This window comes from Thioalbus denitrificans, assembly GCF_003337735.1.
GTDB classification, from domain to species: domain Bacteria; phylum Pseudomonadota; class Gammaproteobacteria; order DSM-26407; family DSM-26407; genus Thioalbus; species Thioalbus denitrificans.
The window spans coordinates 384,540-407,581 of record NZ_QPJY01000001.1 but is presented as its reverse complement, the minus strand read 5'-3'; the positions used below and the strand labels follow the sequence as shown (position 1 = coordinate 407,581).

At 67.4% G+C, this 23,042-nt stretch carries 25 protein-coding genes; 10 read left to right on the top strand and 15 right to left on the bottom strand.

The window, feature by feature from the left end; all coding sequences use genetic code 11:
- The first annotated feature begins 90 nt into the window (after positions 1 to 90).
- The 6 genes from DFQ59_RS01890 (at position 91) to moaA (ending at position 6,199) form a co-directional block, all read left to right on the top strand.
- Positions 91 to 681, top strand: a complete 591-nt coding sequence (locus DFQ59_RS01890; RefSeq protein ID WP_114277967.1) for a NapC/NirT family cytochrome c — start codon at positions 91 to 93, stop codon at positions 679 to 681.
- 24 nt (positions 682 to 705) lie between these two features.
- On the top strand, positions 706 to 1,668 hold the full coding sequence (locus tag DFQ59_RS01885; protein WP_211314744.1) for an ankyrin repeat domain-containing protein: 963 nt from the start codon (positions 706 to 708) through the stop codon (positions 1,666 to 1,668).
- A gap of 381 nt (positions 1,669 to 2,049) precedes the next feature.
- Complete coding sequence (locus DFQ59_RS01880) at positions 2,050 to 2,640, top strand: c-type cytochrome (protein ID WP_114277965.1); 591 nt, start codon at positions 2,050 to 2,052, stop codon at positions 2,638 to 2,640.
- Positions 2,641 to 2,659: 19 nt separating this feature from the next.
- Positions 2,660 to 3,955: an FCSD flavin-binding domain-containing protein gene (locus DFQ59_RS01875; protein ID WP_114277964.1), complete on the top strand. Its 1,296-nt coding sequence runs from the start codon at positions 2,660 to 2,662 to the stop codon at positions 3,953 to 3,955.
- A gap of 146 nt (positions 3,956 to 4,101) precedes the next feature.
- Positions 4,102 to 5,025, top strand: a complete 924-nt coding sequence (locus tag DFQ59_RS01870; protein WP_114277963.1) for a histone deacetylase family protein — start codon at positions 4,102 to 4,104, stop codon at positions 5,023 to 5,025.
- Positions 5,026 to 5,212: 187 nt separating this feature from the next.
- The gene (gene moaA / locus DFQ59_RS01865; RefSeq protein WP_114277962.1) at positions 5,213 to 6,199 is read left to right on the top strand and encodes a GTP 3',8-cyclase MoaA; all 987 of its coding nucleotides are present in this window, start codon (positions 5,213 to 5,215) and stop codon (positions 6,197 to 6,199) included.
- Between the two features lie 281 nt (positions 6,200 to 6,480).
- Here the strand turns inward: moaA and DFQ59_RS01860 are convergent, their stop codons facing one another.
- The gene (locus tag DFQ59_RS01860) at positions 6,481 to 6,888 is read right to left on the bottom strand and encodes a secondary thiamine-phosphate synthase enzyme YjbQ (RefSeq protein ID WP_114277961.1); all 408 of its coding nucleotides are present in this window, start codon (positions 6,886 to 6,888) and stop codon (positions 6,481 to 6,483) included.
- 84 nt (positions 6,889 to 6,972) lie between these two features.
- On the opposite strand from DFQ59_RS01860, the gene coq7 reads away from it, so the two are divergent.
- Positions 6,973 to 7,617 (top strand): 2-polyprenyl-3-methyl-6-methoxy-1,4-benzoquinone monooxygenase, encoded by a 645-nt coding sequence (coq7, locus tag DFQ59_RS01855; protein ID WP_114277960.1) that lies wholly within the window; start codon positions 6,973 to 6,975, stop codon positions 7,615 to 7,617.
- A 266-nt stretch (positions 7,618 to 7,883) separates the two neighbouring features.
- The gene (locus DFQ59_RS01850; RefSeq protein WP_114277959.1) at positions 7,884 to 8,324 is read left to right on the top strand and encodes a DsrE family protein; all 441 of its coding nucleotides are present in this window, start codon (positions 7,884 to 7,886) and stop codon (positions 8,322 to 8,324) included.
- Between the two features lie 63 nt (positions 8,325 to 8,387).
- Here the strand turns inward: DFQ59_RS01850 and speD are convergent, their stop codons facing one another.
- The 3 genes from speD to DFQ59_RS01835 form a co-directional block, all read right to left on the bottom strand.
- Positions 8,388 to 9,209: an adenosylmethionine decarboxylase gene (gene speD, locus DFQ59_RS01845; RefSeq protein ID WP_114277958.1), complete on the bottom strand. Its 822-nt coding sequence runs from the start codon at positions 9,207 to 9,209 to the stop codon at positions 8,388 to 8,390.
- Between the two features lie 241 nt (positions 9,210 to 9,450).
- Positions 9,451 to 9,855 carry a VOC family protein gene (locus tag DFQ59_RS01840; protein WP_114277957.1) on the bottom strand — a complete coding sequence of 135 codons (405 nt, stop codon included), beginning with the start codon at positions 9,853 to 9,855 and terminating at the stop codon, positions 9,451 to 9,453.
- 37 nt (positions 9,856 to 9,892) lie between these two features.
- Positions 9,893 to 10,315, bottom strand: a complete 423-nt coding sequence (locus DFQ59_RS01835) for an OsmC family protein (RefSeq protein ID WP_114277956.1) — start codon at positions 10,313 to 10,315, stop codon at positions 9,893 to 9,895.
- A gap of 129 nt (positions 10,316 to 10,444) precedes the next feature.
- Here DFQ59_RS01835 and crp point away from each other — a divergent pair, with 129 nt between their 5' ends.
- The gene (gene crp, locus DFQ59_RS01830) at positions 10,445 to 11,080 is read left to right on the top strand and encodes a cAMP-activated global transcriptional regulator CRP (protein WP_114277955.1); all 636 of its coding nucleotides are present in this window, start codon (positions 10,445 to 10,447) and stop codon (positions 11,078 to 11,080) included.
- Between the two features lie 270 nt (positions 11,081 to 11,350).
- Here the strand turns inward: crp and DFQ59_RS01825 are convergent, their stop codons facing one another.
- From DFQ59_RS01825 to rpe, 7 genes are all read right to left on the bottom strand, one after another.
- Complete coding sequence (locus DFQ59_RS01825) at positions 11,351 to 11,605, bottom strand: YkgJ family cysteine cluster protein (protein ID WP_114277954.1); 255 nt, start codon at positions 11,603 to 11,605, stop codon at positions 11,351 to 11,353.
- A 279-nt stretch (positions 11,606 to 11,884) separates the two neighbouring features.
- Positions 11,885 to 12,691: an indole-3-glycerol phosphate synthase TrpC gene (gene trpC, locus DFQ59_RS01820; protein WP_114277953.1), complete on the bottom strand. Its 807-nt coding sequence runs from the start codon at positions 12,689 to 12,691 to the stop codon at positions 11,885 to 11,887.
- The gene (gene trpD, locus DFQ59_RS01815; protein ID WP_114277952.1) at positions 12,688 to 13,716 is read right to left on the bottom strand and encodes an anthranilate phosphoribosyltransferase; all 1,029 of its coding nucleotides are present in this window, start codon (positions 13,714 to 13,716) and stop codon (positions 12,688 to 12,690) included. The genes trpC and trpD overlap by 4 nt, the downstream gene beginning before the upstream one ends.
- A 188-nt stretch (positions 13,717 to 13,904) precedes the next feature.
- Positions 13,905 to 14,486: an aminodeoxychorismate/anthranilate synthase component II gene (locus DFQ59_RS01810; RefSeq protein ID WP_114277951.1), complete on the bottom strand. Its 582-nt coding sequence runs from the start codon at positions 14,484 to 14,486 to the stop codon at positions 13,905 to 13,907.
- Positions 14,487 to 14,496: 10 nt separating this feature from the next.
- Complete coding sequence (trpE, locus tag DFQ59_RS01805) at positions 14,497 to 15,993, bottom strand: anthranilate synthase component I (RefSeq protein WP_114277950.1); 1,497 nt, start codon at positions 15,991 to 15,993, stop codon at positions 14,497 to 14,499.
- A 110-nt stretch (positions 15,994 to 16,103) separates the two neighbouring features.
- Positions 16,104 to 16,784 (bottom strand): phosphoglycolate phosphatase, encoded by a 681-nt coding sequence (locus tag DFQ59_RS01800; RefSeq protein ID WP_114277949.1) that lies wholly within the window; start codon positions 16,782 to 16,784, stop codon positions 16,104 to 16,106.
- A gap of 220 nt (positions 16,785 to 17,004) precedes the next feature.
- A complete protein-coding gene (rpe, locus tag DFQ59_RS01795; protein ID WP_114277948.1) occupies positions 17,005 to 17,697 on the bottom strand; it encodes a ribulose-phosphate 3-epimerase in 693 nt (230 codons plus the stop codon).
- Positions 17,698 to 17,881: 184 nt separating this feature from the next.
- Here rpe and DFQ59_RS01790 point away from each other — a divergent pair, with 184 nt between their 5' ends.
- Positions 17,882 to 18,334, top strand: a complete 453-nt coding sequence (locus DFQ59_RS01790; protein WP_114277947.1) for a CopD family protein — start codon at positions 17,882 to 17,884, stop codon at positions 18,332 to 18,334.
- A 315-nt stretch (positions 18,335 to 18,649) separates the two neighbouring features.
- On the opposite strand, the gene DFQ59_RS01785 is transcribed toward DFQ59_RS01790, so the two are convergent.
- The 4 genes from DFQ59_RS01785 to DFQ59_RS01770 form a co-directional block, all read right to left on the bottom strand.
- Positions 18,650 to 19,744 carry a lipid A deacylase LpxR family protein gene (locus tag DFQ59_RS01785; protein WP_114278467.1) on the bottom strand — a complete coding sequence of 365 codons (1,095 nt, stop codon included), beginning with the start codon at positions 19,742 to 19,744 and terminating at the stop codon, positions 18,650 to 18,652.
- Positions 19,745 to 19,779: 35 nt separating this feature from the next.
- Positions 19,780 to 20,580: a co-chaperone DjlA gene (djlA, locus tag DFQ59_RS01780; protein ID WP_114277946.1), complete on the bottom strand. Its 801-nt coding sequence runs from the start codon at positions 20,578 to 20,580 to the stop codon at positions 19,780 to 19,782.
- Positions 20,581 to 20,663: 83 nt separating this feature from the next.
- Complete coding sequence (locus tag DFQ59_RS01775) at positions 20,664 to 21,680, bottom strand: NAD-dependent epimerase (RefSeq protein ID WP_114277945.1); 1,017 nt, start codon at positions 21,678 to 21,680, stop codon at positions 20,664 to 20,666.
- Positions 21,681 to 21,706: 26 nt separating this feature from the next.
- Positions 21,707 to 23,023: a nucleotide sugar dehydrogenase gene (locus tag DFQ59_RS01770; protein WP_114277944.1), complete on the bottom strand. Its 1,317-nt coding sequence runs from the start codon at positions 23,021 to 23,023 to the stop codon at positions 21,707 to 21,709.
- Between the last annotated feature and the right edge of the window lie 19 nt (positions 23,024 to 23,042).

The window sequence follows — 23,042 nt, the reverse complement described above, 5'->3', positions numbered from 1 at the left end:
GGCGCCTGCCCGCCATACAACGACAACGACAAACAATAACCGGACGGTCCTGCCGCACCGCAGCCGCCGTCCCGGGGGGAGATGGAGAATATGGCTGAACCCAACAGCCCGATCGAGAAACGCCGTACGTTTACCTTCACCCGCAAGCGCCTGCTGGTCGTCGCACTCCTGGCGTTCCTGGCCGGGGCCCTGTTCTTCGGCGGCTTCATGACCGTACTGGAAGCCACCAACCGGACCGAGTTCTGCGTCTCCTGCCACTCCATGCAGACCAATTTCGAGGAGTTCAAGGAGACCCCCCACTACCTGGGCCGGGTGGGCGCCACGGTCGGCTGCGCCGACTGCCATGTTCCGAAGCCCTTCTTTCCCAAGATGAAGGCGAAGATCCTCGCGGCGAAGGACATCTACCACGAGATCATCGGCACCATCGACACGCCCGAGAAGTACGAGGCCCACCGCTGGGACATGGCCTCCCGGGTGTGGGCGAAGATGAAGGCATCCAACTCGCGCGAATGCCGCAACTGCCACGCCTTCGAGCGGATGGACCTCAGCCTCCAGGGGCGCTCGGCCCGCAGCAAGCATGAAAAGGCGCTCGACGAGGGCCAGACCTGCATCGACTGCCATACGGGCATCGCCCACGAGGAGCCACTGGAGCCCGACGAGCCCGCGGCCGCCGGCAACTGAACCGCCAACGGGAGAAGTCCGACCATGAGACCATGGAACGTCATGCTGCTCGCGCTTGCGCTCGTCCTGCCGGGCGCGGCGGGTGCCCAGGACGAATCCGGCGACCCGCTGGGCATCGCGCTGCGGGACGCCGCCTTCATCGGCGATATCGACGAGGTGCGCGACCTGGTGGACCGCGGCGCCGATATCAACGGCAAGAACAAGTTCGGCAAGACCGCGCTGATGCGCGCCGCCGAGGAGGGCAACGTGCGCGTGGTGGCCTACCTGGTGAGGCGCGGCGCCGATGTCAACGCCCGCACCGTCGCCGGCTGCACCGCGCTCACCTTCTCCGCGGAGTTCAACCACCCCGGCGTGGCCGCCCTGCTCCTGCACCATGGGGCCAATGTCCACGACCGCACCCGCTCCGGCTGGGATTCGCTGATGATCGCCGCCCGCCAGGGCCACGAGCTGCTGGTCCGGCAGCTCATCTTCATGGGTGCCGACACGGGGGCCCGGGACAAGGACGGCCAGACGGCCCTGATGGGGGCCGCCGCCAAGGGGCACGTGGATGTGGTCCGCGCCCTGCTCGCCGGCCGCGCCGAACCCAACAGCCGTGATCACAATGGCGCCACCGCCCTGTTCCTGGCGGCGGAGAACGGCCATCCCGAGGTGGTCGGCACCCTCCTCGAGGGCGGCGCCGACGCCACCCTGCTCGACAACGACGGCGCCAGCGCCCTCATCTGGGCCGCCAGCCGCGGCCACGCCGATGTCATGGAACTCCTGGTCGCCGCGGGCGCCCCGGCGGGACTGGCCGACGAGAACGGCGTCACGCCGCTCATGGAGGCGGCGCGGCACGGCCACCTGGAGGCGGTGCAACTGCTGCTGCGCCTCGGCGTGCCCACCGGAAACCGGGATCACAGCGGCCACACGGCGCTCGATCTCGCCGCGCGCGCCGGGCACGACGCGGTGGCGAACCTCCTGCGCAACGCCCCTGCGGCCACCCGCTAGGACCGGGTGGGAACGGTCGGCGGGGAAAGCCGGAACCTGACACAAAGCCTGACACCTGCCAGATTGCGGCAGTAATGTCATGAAGTGTCAGATGACATATGGCCGATTTTGTGACAATCCCGGACCGACATGGGCAAGCGCCAGAGTCCAAAGCCGCCCGGTGGCGCGATGGCAACCGGTCACGGCAATTTGGCCTGCTGATTGCATGGGTATTTCGACTTCCCGCTCGCTCCATGAGCGGAGCGGAATCTGAAAGTGAGCAGGCGGAACGGTTCGTTGACCGCTCCGCACAACCACCGACCGGGGAGAACCGGTCCACAATAATGCCGCCAACGGACATGACGCCCGAAGCGGCAATGCACGACTCGCTAAGGAGGAAACATGGGGTACAAAGCCATCAGCAGCCTGCTACTGCTCGGAGGGCTGGCGTTCGGCGCCACGGCCCAGGCGGCCGACATGCCGTCCGGACAGATGCTGGGCAACACCTGCGCCGGGTGCCACGGCACCAACGGCTCCAGCATGGGGCCCGCCACTCCCACCATCGCCGGGATCACCCCGGAGTACTTCGTGGACACGATGACGTCCTACAAGAACGGTGAGCGGGAATCCACCATCATGACCCGTATCGCCAAGGGCTACACCGACGAGGAGATCAAGGCCATGGCCGATTTCTTCTCCGACAAGCCCTTCCTGCGCCAGGCCCAGGCCCACGATGCCGAAAAGGCGGATTTCGGCCGCAAGCTGCACAAGAAGTACTGTGAGAAGTGCCACGAGGACGGCGGCACGAAGGCCGACGAGGGCGGCATCCTGGCCGGTCAGTGGATGACCTACCTCGACTATGCGCTCGACGACTTCGCCAACGAACGCCGCGAGACGCCGAAGAAAATGCGGCGCCAGATGGAGAAGCTGCAGGCCGATCAGGGCGAAGCCGGTGTCGAGGCCCTGGTCAACTACTACGGCAGCCAGAAGTGAGCGCGGGGGAGAAGAAAGGATGAGCAAATTCAATCGTCGTGATTTCATCAAACTCACCGGCAGTGCCGCCGTGGCCGGCATGGTGGTGGGGTTTCCGCAGATCGTGGGCGCCGCCGGCAAGAAGGTGGTCATCGTGGGTGGCGGCATCGGTGGCACCACCGCGGCCAAGTACATCCGCATGGCCGACTCCAGCGTCGAGGTGACCCTGGTCGAGCCCAATGCCGACTACCACACCTGCTTCATGAGCAACGAGGTGCTGGCCGGGGAGCGCAGCATCGACTCCATCCGCTTCACCTATGACGGCCTGAAGGGCCACGGCGTGAACGTGGTCAAGGATTCGGTCACCGCCATCGACCCGGCCGCCCGGACCGTGACCACCGCCGGCGGCCAGACCCTGAGCTACGATCGCTGCATCGTGGCTCCCGGCATCAGCCTGCTCTACGACAGCGTGCCCGGCTACAGCGCCGAGGTGGCCGAGACCGTCCCCCACGCCTGGAAGGCCGGTCCGCAGACCGTCACCCTGCGCAAGCAGCTGGAAGCCATGCCCGACGGCGGCACCGTGGTCATCGTCGCCCCGCCGAATCCCTTCCGCTGCCCCCCCGGGCCCTACGAGCGGGCCAGCCTCATCGCCCACTACCTGAAGAACAACAAGCCGAAGTCGAAGGTGCTCATCCTCGACCCGAAGGACAAGTTCTCCAAGCAGGGGCTGTTCACCGCGGGCTGGAAGAAGTTCTACGGCTACGGCACCGACAACTCCATGATCGAATGGATCTCCGGCGCCGCCGGCGGCAAGGTGGAGTCCTTCGATGCCGGCAGCATGACCCTGCAGGCGGCCGTGGAGAGCTACAAGGGTGATGTCATCAACATCATTCCGGCCCAGCGGGCGGGCACCATCGCCCAGACCGCCGGGCTCACGGACGACTCCGGCTGGTGCCCGGTGAACCCGAAGACCTTCGAGTCCACCGTCCATGCCGGGATCCACGTAGTGGGTGACGCCAGCATCGCCTCCCCGCTGCCCAAGTCGGGCTACGCCGCCAACTCCGAGGCCAAGGTCTGCGCCGCGGCGGTGGTGGACCTGCTCAATGGCAAGGAGCCGGGCCAGCCCTCCTACGTGAATACCTGCTACAGCATCGTGGGCAAGGATCACGGCATCTCGGTGGCCGCCGTCTACCGCCTCGGCGACGACGGCAAGATCGCCTCCGTGGAAGGCGCCGGCGGGCTGACCCCGGGCGACGCCTCCGAGGAGATGCTCAAGCGCGAGGTCACCTTCGCCCACAGCTGGTTCAACAACATCACCCACGACACCTTCGGCTGACCGCCGCACGGCTTGTCGTAACCGGCGGGGCCCTGAGGGGCCCCGTTTTTTTTGTCTGTACTGCCGGGACGGGTCACAATGCCTGTTTATCCGGGATTGAAGATTCGATTAATCTTGAGTCATCGCCGATCTTGCCGAGTACGCCCATGCCCACCGCCTTCATCACCCATGACGACTGCCAGCTCCACGACATGGGCGAGATCCACCCCGAGTGCCCCGGCCGCCTGGGCGCCATCCAGGACCAGCTGCTGGCTTCCGGCATCCACGGCGTGCTGTACCATCACGATGCCTCCGAGGCCACCCGGGAGCAGCTGCTGCGGGTGCACACCCCGGGCTACCTGGCCATGCTCGACGCCCAGTCGCCGCGCAACAGCACGGTACAGATCGACCGCGACACCATCCTCACCCCCCACACCCTGCGGGCCGCGCGGCTGGCGGCGGGCGCGGTGATCAAGGCGGTGGACCTGGTCATGGCCGGCGTGGTCCAGAACGCCTTCTGCGCCGTGCGGCCACCCGGCCACCATGCCGAGCGCAGCAAGGCCATGGGCTTCTGCTTCTACAACAACGTCGCCGTGGGCGCCGCCCATGCCCTTGAGATCCACGAACTGGAGCGGGTGGCCGTCATCGACTTCGACGTCCATCACGGCAACGGCACCGAGGATATCTTCCAGCACGACCCGCGGGTGATGCTCTGCTCCACCTTCCAGCACCCCCTGTTCCCCTACAGCGGCCACGAGCCCACCGGGCGCAACATCATCAGCTGCCCCCTGCCACCCGGCGCCTCGGGGGCCAGGTTCCGCGAGGCGGTCATGGACGTGTGGCTGCCGAACCTGGAGATTTTCCGCCCCGAGATGATCTTCATCTCCGCCGGCTTCGACGCCCATCGTGACGACGACATGGCGGACCTGCGCCTGACCGAACCCGACTACGCCTGGGTCACCCGCCAACTGCTGCAACTGGCCGAGACCCATGCCGGGGGCCGCGTGGTCTCCACCCTCGAGGGCGGCTACGAGCTCCACGCGCTCGGCCGCAGCGTGACCGCGCACCTGAAGGAGCTGTCCGGGGTCTGACGTGGTGCCGGGATGGCGCCACGCGGCCTGCCCGCCGGTCAGGCACCGGCACCCCTGTCCAGCAGCGGCCGGGCGGCCTTGGCGTCTTCGCCTCTTCGCGCCGTGGCGTTTCACCAACACGCATGACGCACCCCGCGACTTGTTCCAGGTCAAGGACCGCAACCACGCCACCTGCTAGATAGAACCCATGGATACGCCACTGCTCGATCCCTTTGGACGCCGCGTCGAGTACCTGCGCCTGTCACTGACGGACCGCTGCGACCTGCGCTGCTTCTACTGCATGCCGAAGGGGTTCTCCGACTACGAGACGCCGGAGCACTGGCTGACCGCCGGGGAGATCGAGCGGGTGACGGGCGCCTTCGCCCGACTGGGCGTGCGCCGGGTCCGCCTCACCGGCGGCGAACCGCTCCTGCGCCGCGACCTGCCGCGGATTGCCGGCCGCCTCGCCGCCCTGCCGGGTATCGAGGACCTTTCCCTGAGCACCAACGGCATGCGGCTGGCGCGGCTGGCCGCCCCCCTCCGCCGTGCGGGCGTGACCCGCCTGAACGTGAGCCTCGACACCCTGCGCGCGGATCGCTTCCACGACATCACCGGCGGCGGGCAGCTGCGGCGGGTGCTGGAGGGGCTCGACGCCGCCCGTCGGGCCGGCTTCGAACCCATCAAGATCAACATGGTGGCGATGCGCGGCATCAACCTCGACGAGGTGGAGGCCATGGTGGCCTTCTGCCTCGACAACGGTTTCACCCTGCGCTTCATCGAAACCATGCCGGTAGGCGCCACCGGCAGCGCGGCAGGCGCCCACTACGTGGATCTCGGGGAGGTGCGCGAGCGCCTCGAACGCCACTACCGGCTGCTGCCGGCGGTGATGAACGGCGGCGGACCGGCCCGCTACGTGCAGGTGGAGGGCACCGATCTCCGCATCGGCTTCATCACCCCCCTGTCCCAGCACTTCTGCGACACCTGCAACCGCGTCCGCCTGGGAGTGGACGGCACCCTCTACCTGTGCCTGGGCCAGGACCACCGGGTGGAGCTGCGCCCGCTGCTGCGCGCCGGCGCGGACGACGCGGAACTGCGCTCGGCCGTGGCCGCGGCCATCGCCCGCAAGCCCGAACGCCACACCTTCAACGAGACCCCCGGCCAGGTGGTCCGCTTCATGTCCCAGACCGGCGGCTGATTGTTGAAAGACGTTTGTTTAGACAGGATTTACAGGATTAACAGGACGTAAGTAAGACGCTCTATTCGGGACCATGCCGGGGTCACCTGGTGACGCCGGAACTCTACCAGCGCATCTGCCGCTGTCCCCGCTTCTGACGGGGCAATCTCATGAACAGATCCGTACCCGGATCTTTCCCCTGCCCGTCGCCCATCAAACCATTAATCTGCGTAATCCGCGTAATCTGCGGATAACCGGTCTTTGTCCTTTGTCCTGTGAATCCTGTCTATTCAAACGAGCCCTCACTCCCCGATGTGCACCACCACCCGGCGCGGGCCGGCGGCGTGGCGGTGCTCCCAGAGGTAGACGCCCTGCCAGGTGCCGAGCGCCAGGCGGCCGCCGGTGACGGGGATGGAGAGGCTGACGGCGGTGAGGACGGCCTTGATGTGGGCGGGCATGTCGTCGGCGCCCTCGAGGGTATGGCTGTAGAGGGCGTCCCCCTCCGGCACCAGGCGGTCGAGCCAGCGCTCGAGATCGCGACGGGCCGAGGGGTCGGCGTTCTCCTGGATGATCAGGCTGGCGGAGGTGTGCTGCAGGAACAGGGTGCAGAGCCCCTCGCGGATGCCCGATTCGCGCACGGCCGCCTCCACCTGGCCGGTGAACTCCACCAGTCCCTGGCCCCGCGCGCTGACGCTCAGATGGGTTATCATCTTCTCTATCCTGTCCGCCCGTCCCGGGGTGCATGTTAACGTTCCGGGAGCGGAAGCCGAAACCGAACCGCCGCCGATGCCGCCATGAGACACCGCCACTACAGCTTTCCCGACCGCCTGCTGATGGAGCTCGACCAGGGGCTGCGCACCCTGTTCGGCCGCCCGCGCGCCACCGAGCGCACCAATCCCGCCGGCGCCGTTCCCGATGCGGAGCTGACCGAGGGCGAACGGAGCCACGCGGCCGGCCTGATGCGGGTCGACCATGCCGGCGAGGTCTGCGCCCAGGCTCTCTACCAGGGCCAGGCCCTGACCGCCCGGCTGCCGGGGGTCCGCGACCGGATGGCGCGGGCGGCGCAGGAGGAGAACGATCACCTGCTCTGGTGCGAGCAGCGCCTGGCGGAGCTCGGCAGCCACAAGAGCTGGCTCAACCCGGCCTGGTATGCCGGCTCGCTGGCCATCGGCGCCTTCGCCGGCTGGGCCGGGGACAAGTGGAGCCTGGGCTTCGTGGTGGAGACCGAGCGCCAGGTGGTGAGGCACCTCGACGACCACCTGGCCCAGCTGCCGCCCGGCGACGGACGCAGCCGCGCCATCCTGGAACGGATGCGCGAGGACGAGGCCCGCCACGCCGACACCGCCCTGGAAGCCGGTGCGGCCCCCCTGCCCGAGCCCGTGCGCCGCCTCATGGGGCTGGTTTCCAGGGTGATGACCCGCACCGCCTATCATCTCTGAAGCAGCCGTCCCGCGGTTTCAATCTGCAACTCCGCCTATTGCAGATTGCCGCACGCCTTCCCGGTGCGGAAATCAATAAGAATACAAATCAACAGGTTGCAAAACCCGGAAAGATGGCACCGAGTTTGCTGGTCTACTGACAGCGGCGACCGGGTGGCCGCGCCCCTTGCCGGGCGCCGGTAACGCGGTTTCCGATTGACCACCGTTATCCTGCGCCGACAGAAGCCCGGAACGGTCCCACCGCCTGATGGAAGGAGAGTTGAACCATGACCCGCAACAGCGTCGCCCTAACCCGCCTGCTTCTCGCCGCCCTGCTCACCGTGGCTGTCGCCCTGCCGGCCTTTGCCGAGGGCAAGCCCCACAAGCTGGTGATCCAGGTCAGCACCGACGATCCCCAGACCCAGACCATCGCGATGAACAACGCCGTGAACCTGCAGAAGGATCTCGGCATGGACAACGTGGAGATCGAGATCGTCGCCTACGGCCCCGGCCTCGGCATGCTCACCCGGGAGAACGAACTGTCCGGCCGGGTGCAGAGCCTGGCCATGCAGGACATCACCTTCAGCGCCTGCAACAACACCATGAAGGGCATCGAGAAGAAGACCGGCAAGATGCCGGAGCTCACCGAAGGGGTCAAGGTGGTTCCCGCGGGGGTCACCCGCATCATGGAGCTGCAGGAGCAGGGCTACGCCTACGTGCGCCCCTGAAGCCCGGCGGCGAAAATGAAAAAGCCCGGCCGTCTCGGCCGGGCTTTTTCGTTCCGGCGGGATTCAATCCATGAACTTCGGCAGCTTGTTCATGTTGCGGCCATAGAAGATCTCCAGCATCTCCCAGCGCAGCAGCTTCTTGATGCGCTGCACCTCGCGCACCGAGAGATCCTCCTTCTCCATTCCGAACAGGTAGTTGTTGAGATCGAAGTCCTTCAGGATCATCTTGGTGTGGAAGATGTTCTCCTGGTAGACGTTGGTGTCGATCATCTGGTACCGGTCGCGGGTGTCCCGGGACAGGAAGTTCTGGATGGAGTTGATCTTGTGGTCGATGAAGTGCTTCTTGCCGGAGATGTCCCGGGTGAAGCCCCGCACCCGGTAGTCCATGTAGACGATATCCGACTCCAGGGCGTGGATCAGGTAGTTCAGGGCCTTCAGCGGCGAGATGCGTCCGCAGGTGGAGACATCGATATCGGCGCGGAAGGTGCTGATGCCGTCCTCGGGATGGCTCTCGGGATAGGTGTGGACCGTGATGTGGCTCTTGTCCAGGTGCGCCAGCACGGTTTCCGGAATCGGTCCCGGCGCCTCGGTGTTGGAGAGCTGCTCGGAGGCCAGCGGCTCCTCGGAGATGAGGATGGTGACGCTGGCGCCCTGGGGCTCGTAGTCCTGGCGGGCGATATTGAGGATGTTGGCGCCGATGATGTTGGCCACATCCGTCAGGATCTGGGTCAGGCGCTTGGCGTTGTATACCTCGTCGATGTACTCGATGTACTCGCGCCGCTGCTTGGGCGTGGGCGCGTAGCAGATGTCGTAGATGTTGAAACTGAGCGACTTGGTCAGATTGTTGAAGCCGTAGAGCTTCAGCTTTCTGGATGTCTTGGCCAACCTCGAACCCTCCCGATGCAGGGACCTTGAAACAACGCCCGGTAAGTCCCTGGACGCCATCCGCCCCGCGACTGCGGTGAAACACTACCGGCGAGGGGGCTGACCCACCCGCAGGATCGGTACCGGCACGCTCCCCCTGCACTAGTGTACTGTTTCACTCTTGGAGGTGCTTTCAGAGCCCTCCAAGAGTGAAACAGTACACCAGCAACCGCTAAGGGGGAATTCCTGCCGGCGGGCGCAATTATCCACGATCAGGGGCCAAAGGGGGATGATAAATCATCTGCACCACGTTCCCTTCCGGGTCCTCGCAGTAGAAGCTGCGGGCCCCGTCGCGGTGGGTACGGGGCCCGGCGCGCATCTTCACGCCGCGGGCCAGCAGATACCCGTGCCAGGCATCCACCGCGGCGGGATCGGGGAGGATGAAACCGAGATGGTCGAGCCGCTGCCCCGCGGGCGGTGCGGCCGGGTCGGGCACCCGGTGCAGGGCGAGGCTGTCGTTGCCGGAGGTCAGGTAGACGTTGTCCGGATCGGGACGCCACTCCACCCGCAGCCGCAGGAGCCCGGTGTAGAAGGCCTCGCAGGCGGCGAGATCCCGCACCTGCAGGGCCAGGTGGCGCATGCCCAGATGGTCCGGGGGCGTGCTCATGCCATTCCCTCCCCGGCGCCGGCCCACGACATCGGGCTCAGGCGCCCGCGGCGCGGATTTCGTAGTCGTGGGTAATCTCGGCGGTGGCGCCGAGCATGATGGAGGCGGAGCAGTACTTTTCGGCCGAGAGCTGGATGGCCCGGGCCACCTGGGCCTCCTTGAGGCCCGCGCCGGTGACGATGAAGTGGGCATGGATGCGGGTGAAGACCTTGGGCTCGGCCTCGGCCCGATCGGCGTTGAGCTCCACCACGCAGTCGGTCACCGGCTGGCGCGCCTTTTTCAGGATGTGCACGACATCGAAGGCGGTACAACCGCCCATGCCCAGCAGCACCATCTCCATCGGGCGCACGCCCAGGTTGCGCCCGCCCATGTCGGGGGGACCGTCCATCACCACCGCGTGCCCGCTGCCGGACTCGCCCACGAAGGTGGCCCCCTCCACCCATTTGATCCGCGCCTCCATGATCCTCTCCTCCGCCTGCAGAAGGCGGAAGCTTAGCACAGCCATCCTGCCGCCATGCCATAGTCATGGAAGCCCCTATCGAGGCTGTGGCATACTCTCGTCGATTGCAACTCTTGGAGACACAACAACATGGCGCAACCGGGCGACAATCCAGCCGACAACGCCATCCAGCGTTTTCTCAGCCATTGCCATCGTCGGCGCTACGGGGCGAAGCACACCATCATTCGCGCCGGGGACAAGCCCGACACGCTCTACTTCATTCTCCAGGGTTCGGTAAGCGTTCTCATCGAGGATCCGAACGGTCGCGAGATCATCCTCGCCTACCTCAATCCCGGCGACTTCTTCGGCGAGATGGGCCTGTTCCAGGAAGAGGCCAACCGCAGCGCCTGGATCCGGGCCAAGACCGCCTGCGAGGTGGCCCTCATCAGCTACAGCAACTTCCGCAAGCTGGTGACCGACGACCCGGAGATCCTGTTCCAGCTCGCCTCGCAGATGGCCCTGCGCCTGCGCAACACCAGCCGCAAGGTGAGCGACCTGGCCTTCATGGACGTCACCGGCCGCGTGGCCCGCGCCCTGCTCGACCTGTGCCACGAACCCGACGCCATGACCCACCCCGACGGCATCCAGATCCGCGTCACCCGCCAGGAGCTGGGCCGCATCGTGGGTTGCTCCCGCGAGATGGTGGGCCGGGTGCTCAAGAGCCTCGAGGAGCAGGGCCTCATCACCGCCCACGGCAAGACCATCGTGGTGTTCCAGCCGCGTTGATCGTTTTGTTAAATTGACAGGATTAACCGGATGTACAGGAGAAAAAAACAAAAAACCTGTTAACCGCAGATTACGCTGATTTACGCAGATTATTTGGAGACACGGTAGACGTGCAGTGGCAACCCCGGGCGTCTGTGAAAGGGGTGGGGCCATCCCCCCAGTGACCTGGCCCGGGTGTCCCGGCTGAACCACGGCCTCTCCTGCTCTTTAACTTGAATCTGCGTAATCTGCGGTCAAACAGATCAATCCTGTAAATCCTGTCCATTTACATCAAGGCGCGGTCAGCGCCTCCAGCAGCGCCAGGCCCGCCCGGGCGGCTTCCGCATCCTCCCCGCACATCTCCGCCGACGGCCGCAGGCCGCCGCAGACCCGCGGTCGCTCCGGGCGGCCGAAGAGCCGGCAGCGCAGATCCCCGTCCAGCTGCACGCACGCCACCCCCGCCGGCTTGCCCTGGGGCATGCCGGGAATCGGCGAGGAGATGGAAGGCGCGATGCAGCACGCCGCGCAGCCGGGCCGGCAGTTCATATTGAAATAGACAGGATTTACACGATTGACCGGATTCATGGTCGCGGACTGCTCCTCCGAACCGCTTGTCGCGCTTGGCCCCGTGGCCGCCGGTCCAGCAGGCGGCTGCGTCGCTTTGAACCGCCTCCCTGAGACGCCCTTCGGCCCGGAACGGCAGAATACAGGTTCAGGCAACCGGCTCTCCAGCTCCACGAACAATCTGCACAATCAGCGTAATCTGCGGTTAATCGCCTTTGGTCCTTATCCTGTAAATCCTGTGAATCCTGTCTATTCCAGGCCTTACCCGATCCCGAACAGCGCCGCCAGGCGCTCGCCCGGGTCCTCGGCGCGCATGAAGGCCTCGCCCACCAGGAAGGCGTTGACGCCGTGTTCGCGCATCCGCGCCACGTCGGCGGGGTCGAGGATGCCGCTCTCGGTGACCACGATGCGGTCGTCCGGGATGCGATCGAGCAGCTCCAGGGTGGTTTCCAGCCGGGTCTCGAAGGTGCGCAGATCGCGGTTGTTGATGCCCACCAGGGGCGTATCCAGGGCGAGCGCCCGTTCCAGCTCGGCGGCGTCGTGCACCTCCACCAGCACCGCCATGCCCAGGTCCCGGGCCAGCTCCGCAAGGCCGTGCATTCGTGCATCGTCCAGGGCGGCGGCGATGAGCAGGATGCAGTCGGCCCCCAGCACCCGCGCCTCGTAGACCTGGTAGGGGTCGATCATGAAATCCTTGCGCAGCACCGGCAGCGCGCAGGCCGCCCGCGCCTCCTGCAGGTAGGCGTCGGCGCCCTGGAAGAAATCCACGTCGGTGAGCACCGACAGGCAGGCCGCCCCGCCGCGGGCGTAGCTGGCGGCGATCTCCGCCGGGTGGAACTCCGCGCGCAGGACGCCCTTGCTGGGCGAGGCCTTCTTGATCTCGGCGATCACCCCGGGCTGGCCCGCCGCGATGCGCCCGCGCAGGGCGCCCACGAAGTCCCTCGCCGCGGGGGCGCCGGCGACCCGGCCGCGCAGCGCGTCCAGGGCGACGCGCCCGGAGCGCTCCGCCACCTCCTCGGCCTTGCGCGCCAGGATCCGGCGCAGGATATCCGGGGTGTCGCCGCTCATGAGGAGACCGCCACGCGCGCGGTGTAGTCCACCAGCGCCTCGAGGCGATGCTGGGCCTCGCCGCTGGCGATGGCCGCCAGCGCCAGCTCCACGCCCTGCTTCAGGCTCCCGGCCAGGCCCGCCACGTAGACGGCGGCGCCGGCATTGAGCGCCACGATATCCCGGGCCGGCCCGGGCTGGTTGTCCAGCACCGAGCGCATCATGGCGAGGCTCCCGGCGGCGTCGTGGACCCGGATGCCCTCCAGCGGCGAGCGCTCGAGGCCGAACTCCTCGGGAGTGATGGTGTAGGTGCTGACCTGCCCGTCCTTCAGCTCCGCCACGTAGGTGGGGGCGCCGATGCTGATCTCGTCGAGGCCGTCCTCGGCATTCACCACCAGCACGTGGTGGCTGCCGAGGAAGTGCAGCACCTCGGCCACCGGCTCCACCCACTGCCGGCTGAAGACGCCCAGCAGCTGGTTGGGCGCCCCGGCGGGGTTGGTCAGCGGTCCCAGCAGGTTGAACAGGGTGCGCACCCCCATCTCCCGGCGCGGGCCGATGGCGTGGCGCATGGCGCCGTGGTGCATGGGGGCGAACATGAAGCCGACCCCCACCTCGTGGATGGCGCCCGCCACCTGCTCCGGGGAGAGCTCCAGGCGCACCCCGCCGGCCTCCAGCACGTCGGCGCTGCCGGTGCTGCTGGAGACGGAGCGGTTGCCGTGCTTGGCCACGTGCGCCCCGGCGGCGGCGGCCACGAAGGCGGCGGTGGTGGAGATATTGAAGGTGTGGGCGGCGTCGCCCCCCGTCCCGCAGGTGTCCACCAGGTGCGGCTCGTCCACCGCCACCCGGGTGGCCAGTTCGCGCATCACCTGGGCCGCGGCGGCGATCTCGGCCACCGTCTCGCCCTTCATGCGCAGGCCGATGAGGAACCCGCCGATCTGCGCCGGCGTCGCCTCCCCGGTCATGATGAGGCGCATCACCTCCACCATCTCCTCGTGGGTGAGGTTGCGGTGCTCGGTCACCGCCCGAATCGCACCCTGCATGTCCATGTTGTTTCCCCCTGAATCAGTACCGGTTCACCACGAAGTCACGAAGATCACGAAGAAAAGCAGAAGATAGCTGAAATCAGCATCTGTCTTCGACAACCCGCCAAGCGCCATGGGCGCTCTTATGGTGTTCTTCTTCTTGATCTTCGCGTCCTTCGTGCCTTCGTGGTGAGAATTTGAAAACGACCAGCTCAAACCCCCTCCAGAAAGTTGCGCAGGAGGTCGTGGCCGTGGCGGGTGAGGATGGATTCGGGGTGGAACTGCACGCCCTGCACCGGCAGCTCGCGGTGGCGGACCCCCATGATTTCGTCCATCGCGCCGGACGCATCGGCGGTCCAGGCGGTGATCTCCAGGCACTCCGGCAGGCTCGCCCGCTCGATGACCAGAGAGTGGTAGCGGGTGGCCTCGAAGGGGTTGTCGAGGCCGTGGAACACCCCGGTGTCGGTGTGATGGATCAGCGAGGTCTTGCCGTGCATCACCTCCCGGGCGTGCACGATTTTGCCGCCGAAGGCCTCGCCGATGCTCTGGTGCCCCAGGCAGACCCCCAGGATCGGGATGCGCCCGGCGAAGTGGCGGATCGCCGCCACCGAGATGCCCGCCTCGCGGGGGGTGCAGGGGCCGGGGGAGATGACCAGGTGGGCGGGTGCCAGCGCCTCGATCGCCTCCAGCGTGATCTGGTCGTTGCGGTAGACCTGAACCTGGGCGCCCAGCTCGCCGAAGTACTGCACCAGGTTGTAGGTGAAGGAGTCGTAGTTGTCGATCATCAGCAGCATGGTCGTGCCCTCACCCGTTGATCCCGTCCAGCCCGCCCTCGGCCATGGTCACGGCGCGGAATACCGCCCGGCCCTTGTTCATGGTCTCCGCCCACTCCAGCGCAGGCACCGAGTCGTAGACGATGCCGGCCCCCGCCTGGATGTGCAGGACCTGGTCCTTGATGACCGCGGTGCGGATGGCGATGGCGGTGTCCATGTTGCCGTGCCAGGAGAGGTAGCCCACCGCGCCGGAGTAGATGCCGCGCTTGACCGGCTCCAGCTCGTCGATGATCTCCATGGCCCGGATCTTGGGCGCGCCGCTCACCGTGCCCGCCGGGAAGGTGGCGCGCAGGGCGTCCATCGAGGTGGTTTCCGGGCGCAGCCGGCCGGTGACGTTGGAGACGATGTGCATCACATGGGAGTAGCGCTCCACCACCATCTGCTCGGTGACCTTCACGCTGCCGGTCTCGGAGACCCGGCCCGCGTCGTTGCGGCCCAGGTCGATGAGCATCAGGTGCTCGGCCCGCTCCTTGGGATCGGCCAGCAGCTCCGCCTCCAGCGCCTGGTCCTCCTCCGGCGTGGCGCCGCGGTGGCGGGTGCCGGCGATGGGGCGCACGGTGATCATGCCCTCCTCCTCCCGCACCAGGATCTCGGGCGAGGAGCCCACCACCTGGAAGCCGCAGAGATCGAGGAAATACATGTACGGCGAGGGGTTGAGGCTGCGCAGGGCCCGGTAGAGATCGAGCGGCGCGCCCGCGTAGGGGATGGAGAGGCGCTGGGAGAGGACCACCTGCATGATGTCCCCCTCGATGATGTACTCCTTGGCCCGCTCCACCGCCGCCTCGAAGCCCGCCCGGGTGAAGCCGGAGACGAAATCGGCCTCCGCCACCTCGCGCCGCTCCGCGGTCCGCCCGTAGGCGTACTGGGGGGTGGGCTGGCTGCGCAGCCGCCGCACCAGGGTGTCGAGCCGGCGCTGGGCGCGCACCCAGGCGTCCTCGAGCGCCGGGTCCACGTGGGTGATGACGAACAGCTTGCCGCTCAGGTTGTCGAACACCACCACCTCCTCGGAGACCAGCAGGAGGATGTCGGGGGTGCCGATGGGATCGGGCTTGGTGCAGGGGCCCAGGCGCGGCTCCACGTAGCGCACCGTGTCGTAGCCGAAATAGCCCACCAGCCCGCCGGTGAACAGCGGCAGCCCCGGCACTTTCGGCACCCGGTAGCGCGCCTGGTAGGCCTCGATCCAGGCCAGGGGATCCTCCACCTCGGCGCGCTCGGCGATCTCGCCGTCGCGCTCCACGCTCACTTCGTGGTCCCGCACCCGCAGCACGGTGCGGCAGGGCAGGCCGATGATGGAGTAGCGGCCCCACTGCTCGCCGCCGTGCACCGACTCCAGCAGGTAGGAGTGGGAGCCCTCGGCGAGCTTGAGATAGGTGCTGAGCGGCGTGTCGAGGTCGGCGAGGACCTCGCGCATCACGGGAATACGGTTGTAGCCCTCGCGGGCATAGGCGTCGAACTGTTCAGGCGTCATGACTCACCTCACGGAAAAGGGGACGAACGAAGGGGCACTGCGTCAGCAACGCCATCGCCATCGCTTGTCCAGGCGCCACATCGGGGCGCTCTCCGTGCGGTCGTTCATGTTCAGGCCGCCGCCTCCAGCAGGGTGCGCAGTTGCTCGAGGGAATCCACCACGGCATCCGGTTGGGCGGTGGCGATGTCGCGGCCGTGGTTGTAGCCGTAGCTGACGCACGCCACCTGGAACCCCGCCGCCCGGGCCGCCTTCACGTCGTGCTCCGAGTCGCCCACCATCAGCGCCCGGGCCGGGGCCACGCCGAGCCGTTCGGCGGCGTGGAGCAGCGGCGCGGGATCGGGCTTCTTCTGCGGCAGGGTGTCGCCGCTGACCACGATGCCGAAGTAACCGTCGATGCCCAGCGCCCGCAGCAGGGGCAGGGTGAAGGCCTCGGCCTTGTTGGTGACGCAGCCGAGCCGGTAGCCCGCCCCGCGCAGGTACTCGAGCCCGCCGGCCACGCCGGGGAAGAGGCGGCTGTGGCGGCCGTTGTGCTCGGTGTAGGCGGTGCGGAACAGCGGCAGGGCGCGCGCGAACGCCTCTTCCGGCGGATCGGCCCAGAGCTCGCCGGTGAGGGCGCGCATCACCAGCCGCTCCACCCCGTTGCCGACCCAGTCGCGCACCCGCGTCTCGCCGCAGGCGGGCAGCCCCAGCTCGCCCATCATCCAGTCCACGCTCGCGGCCAGGTCCGGCACGCTGTCCACCAGCGTACCGTCCAGGTCCAGCAGCACCATCTGCGGGCGTTTCAGGCTCATCGTCTGTTTCTCAATCCCAAAAAAAGCGAAAAAACCATTTCTCTCCGCAGATTAAGCAGATTACACCGATTCCTGAAGGAACCGGATGGCAACCCGGCCTGCCCCCCGGCCGGCGCTCCTGCTGGAGGGCCCTCCAGCCCGGAGCGGCGGGACACCGACGCGAACAAGGTTTCCCTCATACCAATCGGCGTAATCTGCGTAATCTGCGGATAACAAAAAGCTATTTCCCGGCCTGGGCCAGCTCCGCGCGCATGGCGGCGATGACGCTGTCGTAGCGGTTGGGGTCGCCGTCCTTGCCGGCGCCGAAGATGGCGGAGCCGGCCACGAAGGTGTCGGCGCCGGCCTCGGCGATGGCGCGGATGTTGTCCACCTTCACCCCGCCGTCGATCTCCAGCCGGATGTCACGGCCGCTGGCGTCGATGATGGCCCGCGCCTCGCGCAGCTTGTCCAGGGCGCTCATGATGAAGCTCTGGCCGCCGAAGCCGGGGTTCACCGACATCAGCAGCACCATGTCCACCTTGTCGATGACGTACTTGAGCACGTCCAGGGGGGTGGCCGGGTTGAACACCAGGCCCGCCTTGCAGCCCTCGCCCTGGATCAGCTGCAGGGTCCGGTCCACGTGCTCGGAGGCCTCCGGGTGGAAGGTGATGTAAGTGGCGCCGGCCTTGGCGAAGTCGGGGATGATGCGATCCACCGGCTTGACCATCAGGTGCACGTCGATGGGCGCGGTGACGCCGTGCTTGCGCAGCGCCTCGCACACCAGCGGGCCGATGGTCAGGTTGGGAACGTAATGGTTGTCCATCACGTCGAAGTGCACGATGTCGGCCCCGGCCGCCAGCACGTTCTCCACCTCCTGGCCGAGCCGTGCGAAATCCGCCGACAGGATGGAGGGGGCGATGAGGTTCTCGGCCATGTTCTTGACTCTCCAAATCTCGCTGATGGTTGTATTTCGGCCCGCACGCGGGCACGTGAACCGGAGAATTTACCGCAACCGGGGGCGCATTGCAGCCTCCGCCGCTGGACTTCCTGAGCGCGCTGGTCAGAATAGGGCCGGAGCCGGCACCCCCGCCGGCGCCGGATCGAGCCAAGGAGGACCCATGACCATCGCCATTGCCCTGCACCTGCTCGCCGCCATCATCTGGGTGGGCGGCATGTTCTTCGCCCACATGGCGCTGCGCCCGGCCGCCAACGCGCTGCTGGAACCGCCCCTGCGCCTGCCCCTCATGCGCCGGGTCTTCGCCGGCTTCTTCCCCTGGGTCTGGGCGTCGGTGGCGATCCTCCTCGTGACCGGCTACTGGATCTTCCTGGTGGCCTTCCAGGGCAAGGCCGGCCTGCACGTGCACATCATGTCCGGCCTCGGGCTGGTGATGGCGGCCATCTTCGCCTACCTCTGGTTCGCCCCCTACCGCCGCCTGGGCCGGGCCGTGGACGCCGGCGACATCCCCGCCGCCGCGCCCCACCTGGCCATGATCCGCCGCCTCATCGCCACCAACCTGGTGCTCGGGCTCGTCACCTCCGTCCTCGGCGGCACCGGCCGCTACCTCCTCTGACCCCGGGCCAGATCCCCGAGCGCCGTTTCGATTCACCACGAAGGCACGAAGATAAAAATAAAAGAATGACAACTATCCGCAGATTACACAGATTACGCAGATTTTCCGGTACCGCCTGGCGGGGCAGGGAGTGAAGTCACATTCCAACCAGGCCGGTAAGGGCTGAACATTCAGCTCAAGCCACAGGCGGGGGATTTTCTGTTGGGAACCCCGACAGCAACAAACCAATCGGCGTAATCTGCGTAATCTGCGGATACAAGATCTTTGGTCTTTTTCCCTTCGTGCCTTCGCGGTGAACGTCTTTGTGGTGAGAAATCAGAACGGCCGGCTGTAGGAGAGGGAGACGGAGCCGTAGGTGTGGGGATCGTCCTGGCCCTCGAACTCCTGGCTGGTGAAGACCCGGGCGAAGGAGAGCTTGAAGCCGTAGAACAGGCCGCTCACGCCCACGGCGGCATCGCCCACCAGGTAGCGCTTGTCCACCGAGTGGCTGTCCTCGAAGGTGTTGCCGTCCAGCGTGATGTCGCGCCCCACCAGGCGGCCGTCGAGGGAGACAAAGGCGTGGATGCCGCCGAAGGGGAGTTCGCGCAGGCGCGGATCCCAGCGGGAGCTGGGCGCGCTGTTGCTGCCCCCGGGACGCAGGGAGGAGGTGCCGAAGTCCGCGGGGATGTCCCAGCCGAGGCGGAACTCGCCGCCGGCGTTGAGGTAGGTGGCCACGTTGCCGAGGCTGAAGCCGGCGTGGCCGATCAGGTCGCACTCCATTCCCACGGGCAGGATGCAGTCCGGCAGCAGTTGCCGCTTGAGCTCGTAGATGAGCTGCACCCCGGGCTCGTCGGAGAGCTGGTTGTCCCAGCCGTTGAAGCGCTCGAACCCGCGCAGGTCGTGGATGAAATTCTGCGCCTCCTCGGCCAGGGACGAGGGTCCCACCACCCCCAGGTTCAACTCCAGGGAGTCCATGCGCAGCCGGCTGCGGGCATGGTAGCCGAAGCCGAGGTAGAGCCAGCCGGCGTAGGGACGGTCGTCCTCGATGAGCGCCGTGGGGACGGGATCGGCGGGGGTGAACATCTTCTGCCCCAGGCTGATGACCAGGTTGCGCTGCAACGCAGCGTCGCCGGTCAGCCCGCCGTGGAGCCACTCCAGCTCCCGGTTCACCCAGCGCACCCAGGCGGGCATGTTGGGATCGTTGAGATAGTCGCTGGTGTCCGGGGAAATCCAGCTGACGCCGACGCCATTGGTGTAGGCCTGGTCGGTTTCGGCGAACAGGTCGTTCTCGAGGGTGAAGCTGACGGTCCAGGACTGGCGCGGATCGGCCGTCGGGGTGGCCGGCGCCTCGGCACGGGCCTGAACCGGGGCCAGCCCCAGGAGGGCGGCCAGGACCAGGGCAAGACTGCGGCTGGAAAGCTGTTCAGGCATGTTCATGGTTCCAGGACAACGACCGGGCGGCCCGGTCACATCCCCCGCGCCGCCTTCACCTGCTCATAGGCGGCCTTGATCTCCTGGGTCTTCTCGGTGGCCACCTTCATCATCTCCTCGGGCAGCCCCCGGGACACCAGCTTGTCGGGATGGTGCTGGCTCATCAGGCGGCGGTAGGCCTTCTTCACCTCCGCATCCGTGGCCCCGGCCTCCACCCCGAGGATGGCATAGGCATCCTCCAGGCTGCGGCCGCGGCTGCCCGGAGCCGCCTGGTGGTCGTAGCGGGTGCCGGCCCGGGCCATGCGCTCCAGCTGCTCGAAGGCGAAGCGGGGAAAGCCGAGCCGTTCGCAGATGTGGAGCAGGATCCGGCGTTCGGCGGGATGCATCTCGCCGTCGGCCAGCGCGGCGGCCAGCTGGATCTCCACGAACATGCGGATCAGGTTGACCCGGCGCCGGCACTCCTGGCGGAACTGGTCCAGCACCGCGTCGAGATCGAAGCCGGGCTGCTTGCCCTCGTTGAAAAGCTCCATGGCCAGGCGGCGCTGCTCCCCGCCCAGCCCCATGCGCTCCATCACCTGGCGCGCCAGCCGGATCTCGTCCTCGGAGACCCGGCCGTCGGCCTTGGCCAGGTGCCCCATCACCGAGAAGGCGGCGGTGAAGAAGACCATCTGCACCCGCTCCTGGGCGCCGGGCTCGAACTGCTCCTCCAGCCCGGAGCGGACCGAGCTCACCCCGCGGTCGAACTGGTGCCCCAGGGCGACGCCCAGCAGCGCGCCCAGGGGGCCGCCCATCATGAACCCGAAGGCCCCGCCCGCCAGCTTGCCCCACCAGCTCATCAGCTCATCCTCAATGGAACCGGACCATCACGCCGCACCCGGCGGCCTGAACGCCTCACGCCTCACGCCTCACGCCTCACGCCTCACGCCTCACGCACACCATAGTACTCCCGATACCACTCCACGAACTTCGCCACCCCCTCCTCCACCGTGGTGGCGGGGCGGAAGCCCACCGCCCGCTCCAGCTCGGCGGTGTCGGCCATGGTGGCGGAGACGTCCCCCGGCTGCATCGGCAGCAGGTCCATCCGCGCCTTCCGACCCAGGCACGCCTCCAGCACCTCGATGTAGCGCAGCAGCTCCACCGGCTGGTTGTTGCCGATGTTGAACACCCGGAACGGCGCGTAGCTGGTGGCCGGGTCCGGCGCCTCGCCGCTCCAGGCCGGGTCCGGCGCCGCCGGGGTGTCGATGACCCGCACCACCCCCTCCACGATGTCGTCGATGTAGGTGAAGTCCCGGATCATCCGCCCCTCGTTGAACACCGGGATCGGCGTGCCCTCCAGGATCCCCTTGGTGAACTTGAACAGCGCCATGTCCGGCCGGCCCCACGGCCCGTAGACGGTGAAGAAGCGCAGCCCCGTGCAGGCGAGCCCGTAGAGGTGGGCGTAGCTGTGGGCCATCAGCTCGTTGGCCTTCTTGGTGGCCGCGTACAGCGACACCGGGTGGTCCACGTTGTGGTGCTCGGAGAAGGGCAGCTTCGTGTTGGCCCCGTACACCGAGCTGGAGGAGGCGAACACCAGGTGCTTCACCCCGCTGTGGCGGCACCCCTCCAGGATATTGCCGAAACCCACCAGGTTGGCGTCCACGTAGGCGCTGGGGTTCTCGATGGAGTAGCGCACCCCGGCCTGGGCGGCCAGGTTCATCACCGCGTCGAAGCCCTCCTCCCGGAACAGCCGCTCCATGGCGGGGCGATCGGCGATGTCCAGGCGCTCGAAGCGGAAACCGGCGTGGGCCCGGCAGCGGTCCAGCCGCGCCTCCTTCAGGCTCACGTCGTAGTAGTCGTTGAGGTTGTCGACGCCCACCACCGTGTCGCCGCGGGCCAGCAGCCGCAGCGCGAGGGTGGAACCGATGAATCCGGCGGCGCCGGTGATCAGAATCTTCATGTGCACAATCCCTGCTTGCTATGGTTTCAGAGTCGCCACAGCGGCCAGCCCATGGCCGCGGCGGCCTCGCGATCGAGGATGCCCTTCACGTCGATGAGGCAGCCGCCCGGCTTCAGCACGCTGTCGAACTCGTCCAGGGGCCGTTCGCGGTAGTCCCGGTGGGCCACCGCGACCACCACCGCGTCGGCCGGGGCGAGCGCCTCCCAGGGGGTCAGCTCCAGGCCGTATTCGCGGCGGGCCTCTTCCGGGTCGGCCATCGGATCATGGACCGCCACCTGGCAGCCGTAGTCGCGCAGCTCGCTGATGACGTCCACCACCCTGGAGTTGCGCAGATCCGGGCAGTCCTCCTTGAAGGTCAGCCCCAGGACGTTGACCCGGGCGCCCATCACGCAGCTTCCCGAGCGGATCAGGTGTTTAACCGCCTGGCCCGCGATGTAGGCGCCCATGCCGTCGTTGATGCGCCGCCCGGCCACGATCACCTGCGGGTGGTAGCCCAGCGTCTCGGCCTTGTAGGTCAGGTAGTAGGGGTCCACCCCGATGCAGTGTCCGCCCACCAGCCCGGGCCGGAAGGGCAGGAAGTTCCACTTCGTCCCCGCCGCCTCCAGCACCTCCAGCGTGTCGATCCCCAGCCGGTCGAAGATCAGCGCCAGCTCGTTCATCAGCGCGATGTTCAGGTCCCGCTGGGTGTTCTCGATCACCTTCGCCGCCTCCGCCACCCGGATGCCCGAGGCCCGGTGCAGCCCGGCGGTGATGATGCCCCGGTAGAGGGCGTCCACCCGCTCCAGGGTCTCCGGGCCGTCCCCCGAGACCACCTTCACGATGCTCTCCAGCCGGTGGACCCGGTCGCCCGGGTTCACCCGCTCCGGGGAGTAGCCGACGGAGAACGTGTTCCGTGCTCCGTGCTCCGTGTTCCGTTCCGGACGGGCGGACCAGGTATAGCCCGACTCCTGCTCGAGGATGGGCACGCAGACCTCCTCGGTGCAGCCGGGGTAGACGGTGGACTCGAAGATCACCACCGCCCCGGGCTTGAGGTTGCGGCCCACCGTGCGGCAGGCGCCGATGAGGGGGGTCAGGTCGGGCTGGCGCGCGGCGTCGATGGGGGTGGGCACCGCCACCACCACCAGGTCGGCCTCGCGCAGGGCGGCGGGATCGTGGGTGTATTCCAGCTGGACGGCCTTGCGCAGCTCCTCGCCGCCCACCTCGCCGGTGGGATCCTCGCCGGCCCGGTAGCGCGCCAGCTTTACCGGATCGATATCGAAGCCGAGGGTCCTGCGCTGCCGGCCGAAGGCCACCGCCAGCGGCAGCCCCACGTAACCCAGGCCAACGACTGCGACCAGCTCCATAGGGGACCTCCTGGATGTG

Excerpts from the sequence above, each read along its gene's own strand:
- DFQ59_RS01890 (WP_114277967.1), top strand. The coding sequence starts at position 91 with ATGGCTGAACCCAACAGCCCGATCGAGAAACGCCGTACGTTTACCTTC.
- DFQ59_RS01885 (WP_211314744.1), top strand. The coding sequence starts at position 706 with ATGAGACCATGGAACGTCATGCTGCTCGCGCTTGCGCTCGTCCTGCCG.
- DFQ59_RS01880 (WP_114277965.1), top strand. The coding sequence starts at position 2,050 with ATGGGGTACAAAGCCATCAGCAGCCTGCTACTGCTCGGAGGGCTGGCG.
- DFQ59_RS01875 (WP_114277964.1), top strand. The coding sequence starts at position 2,660 with ATGAGCAAATTCAATCGTCGTGATTTCATCAAACTCACCGGCAGTGCC.
- DFQ59_RS01870 (WP_114277963.1), top strand. The coding sequence starts at position 4,102 with ATGCCCACCGCCTTCATCACCCATGACGACTGCCAGCTCCACGACATG.
- moaA (WP_114277962.1), top strand. The coding sequence starts at position 5,213 with ATGGATACGCCACTGCTCGATCCCTTTGGACGCCGCGTCGAGTACCTG.
- DFQ59_RS01860 (WP_114277961.1), bottom strand. The coding sequence starts at position 6,888 with ATGATAACCCATCTGAGCGTCAGCGCGCGGGGCCAGGGACTGGTGGAG.
- coq7 (WP_114277960.1), top strand. The coding sequence starts at position 6,973 with ATGAGACACCGCCACTACAGCTTTCCCGACCGCCTGCTGATGGAGCTC.
- DFQ59_RS01850 (WP_114277959.1), top strand. The coding sequence starts at position 7,884 with ATGACCCGCAACAGCGTCGCCCTAACCCGCCTGCTTCTCGCCGCCCTG.
- DFQ59_RS01840 (WP_114277957.1), bottom strand. The coding sequence starts at position 9,855 with ATGAGCACGCCCCCGGACCATCTGGGCATGCGCCACCTGGCCCTGCAG.
- DFQ59_RS01835 (WP_114277956.1), bottom strand. The coding sequence starts at position 10,315 with ATGGAGGCGCGGATCAAATGGGTGGAGGGGGCCACCTTCGTGGGCGAG.
- crp (WP_114277955.1), top strand. The coding sequence starts at position 10,445 with ATGGCGCAACCGGGCGACAATCCAGCCGACAACGCCATCCAGCGTTTT.
- DFQ59_RS01825 (WP_114277954.1), bottom strand. The coding sequence starts at position 11,605 with ATGAACTGCCGGCCCGGCTGCGCGGCGTGCTGCATCGCGCCTTCCATC.
- trpC (WP_114277953.1), bottom strand. The coding sequence starts at position 12,691 with ATGAGCGGCGACACCCCGGATATCCTGCGCCGGATCCTGGCGCGCAAG.
- trpD (WP_114277952.1), bottom strand. The coding sequence starts at position 13,716 with ATGGACATGCAGGGTGCGATTCGGGCGGTGACCGAGCACCGCAACCTC.
- DFQ59_RS01810 (WP_114277951.1), bottom strand. The coding sequence starts at position 14,486 with ATGCTGCTGATGATCGACAACTACGACTCCTTCACCTACAACCTGGTG.
- trpE (WP_114277950.1), bottom strand. The coding sequence starts at position 15,993 with ATGACGCCTGAACAGTTCGACGCCTATGCCCGCGAGGGCTACAACCGT.
- DFQ59_RS01800 (WP_114277949.1), bottom strand. The coding sequence starts at position 16,784 with ATGAGCCTGAAACGCCCGCAGATGGTGCTGCTGGACCTGGACGGTACG.
- rpe (WP_114277948.1), bottom strand. The coding sequence starts at position 17,697 with ATGGCCGAGAACCTCATCGCCCCCTCCATCCTGTCGGCGGATTTCGCA.
- DFQ59_RS01790 (WP_114277947.1), top strand. The coding sequence starts at position 17,882 with ATGACCATCGCCATTGCCCTGCACCTGCTCGCCGCCATCATCTGGGTG.
- DFQ59_RS01785 (WP_114278467.1), bottom strand. The coding sequence starts at position 19,744 with ATGCCTGAACAGCTTTCCAGCCGCAGTCTTGCCCTGGTCCTGGCCGCC.
- djlA (WP_114277946.1), bottom strand. The coding sequence starts at position 20,580 with ATGAGCTGGTGGGGCAAGCTGGCGGGCGGGGCCTTCGGGTTCATGATG.
- DFQ59_RS01775 (WP_114277945.1), bottom strand. The coding sequence starts at position 21,680 with ATGAAGATTCTGATCACCGGCGCCGCCGGATTCATCGGTTCCACCCTC.
- DFQ59_RS01770 (WP_114277944.1), bottom strand. The coding sequence starts at position 23,023 with ATGGAGCTGGTCGCAGTCGTTGGCCTGGGTTACGTGGGGCTGCCGCTG.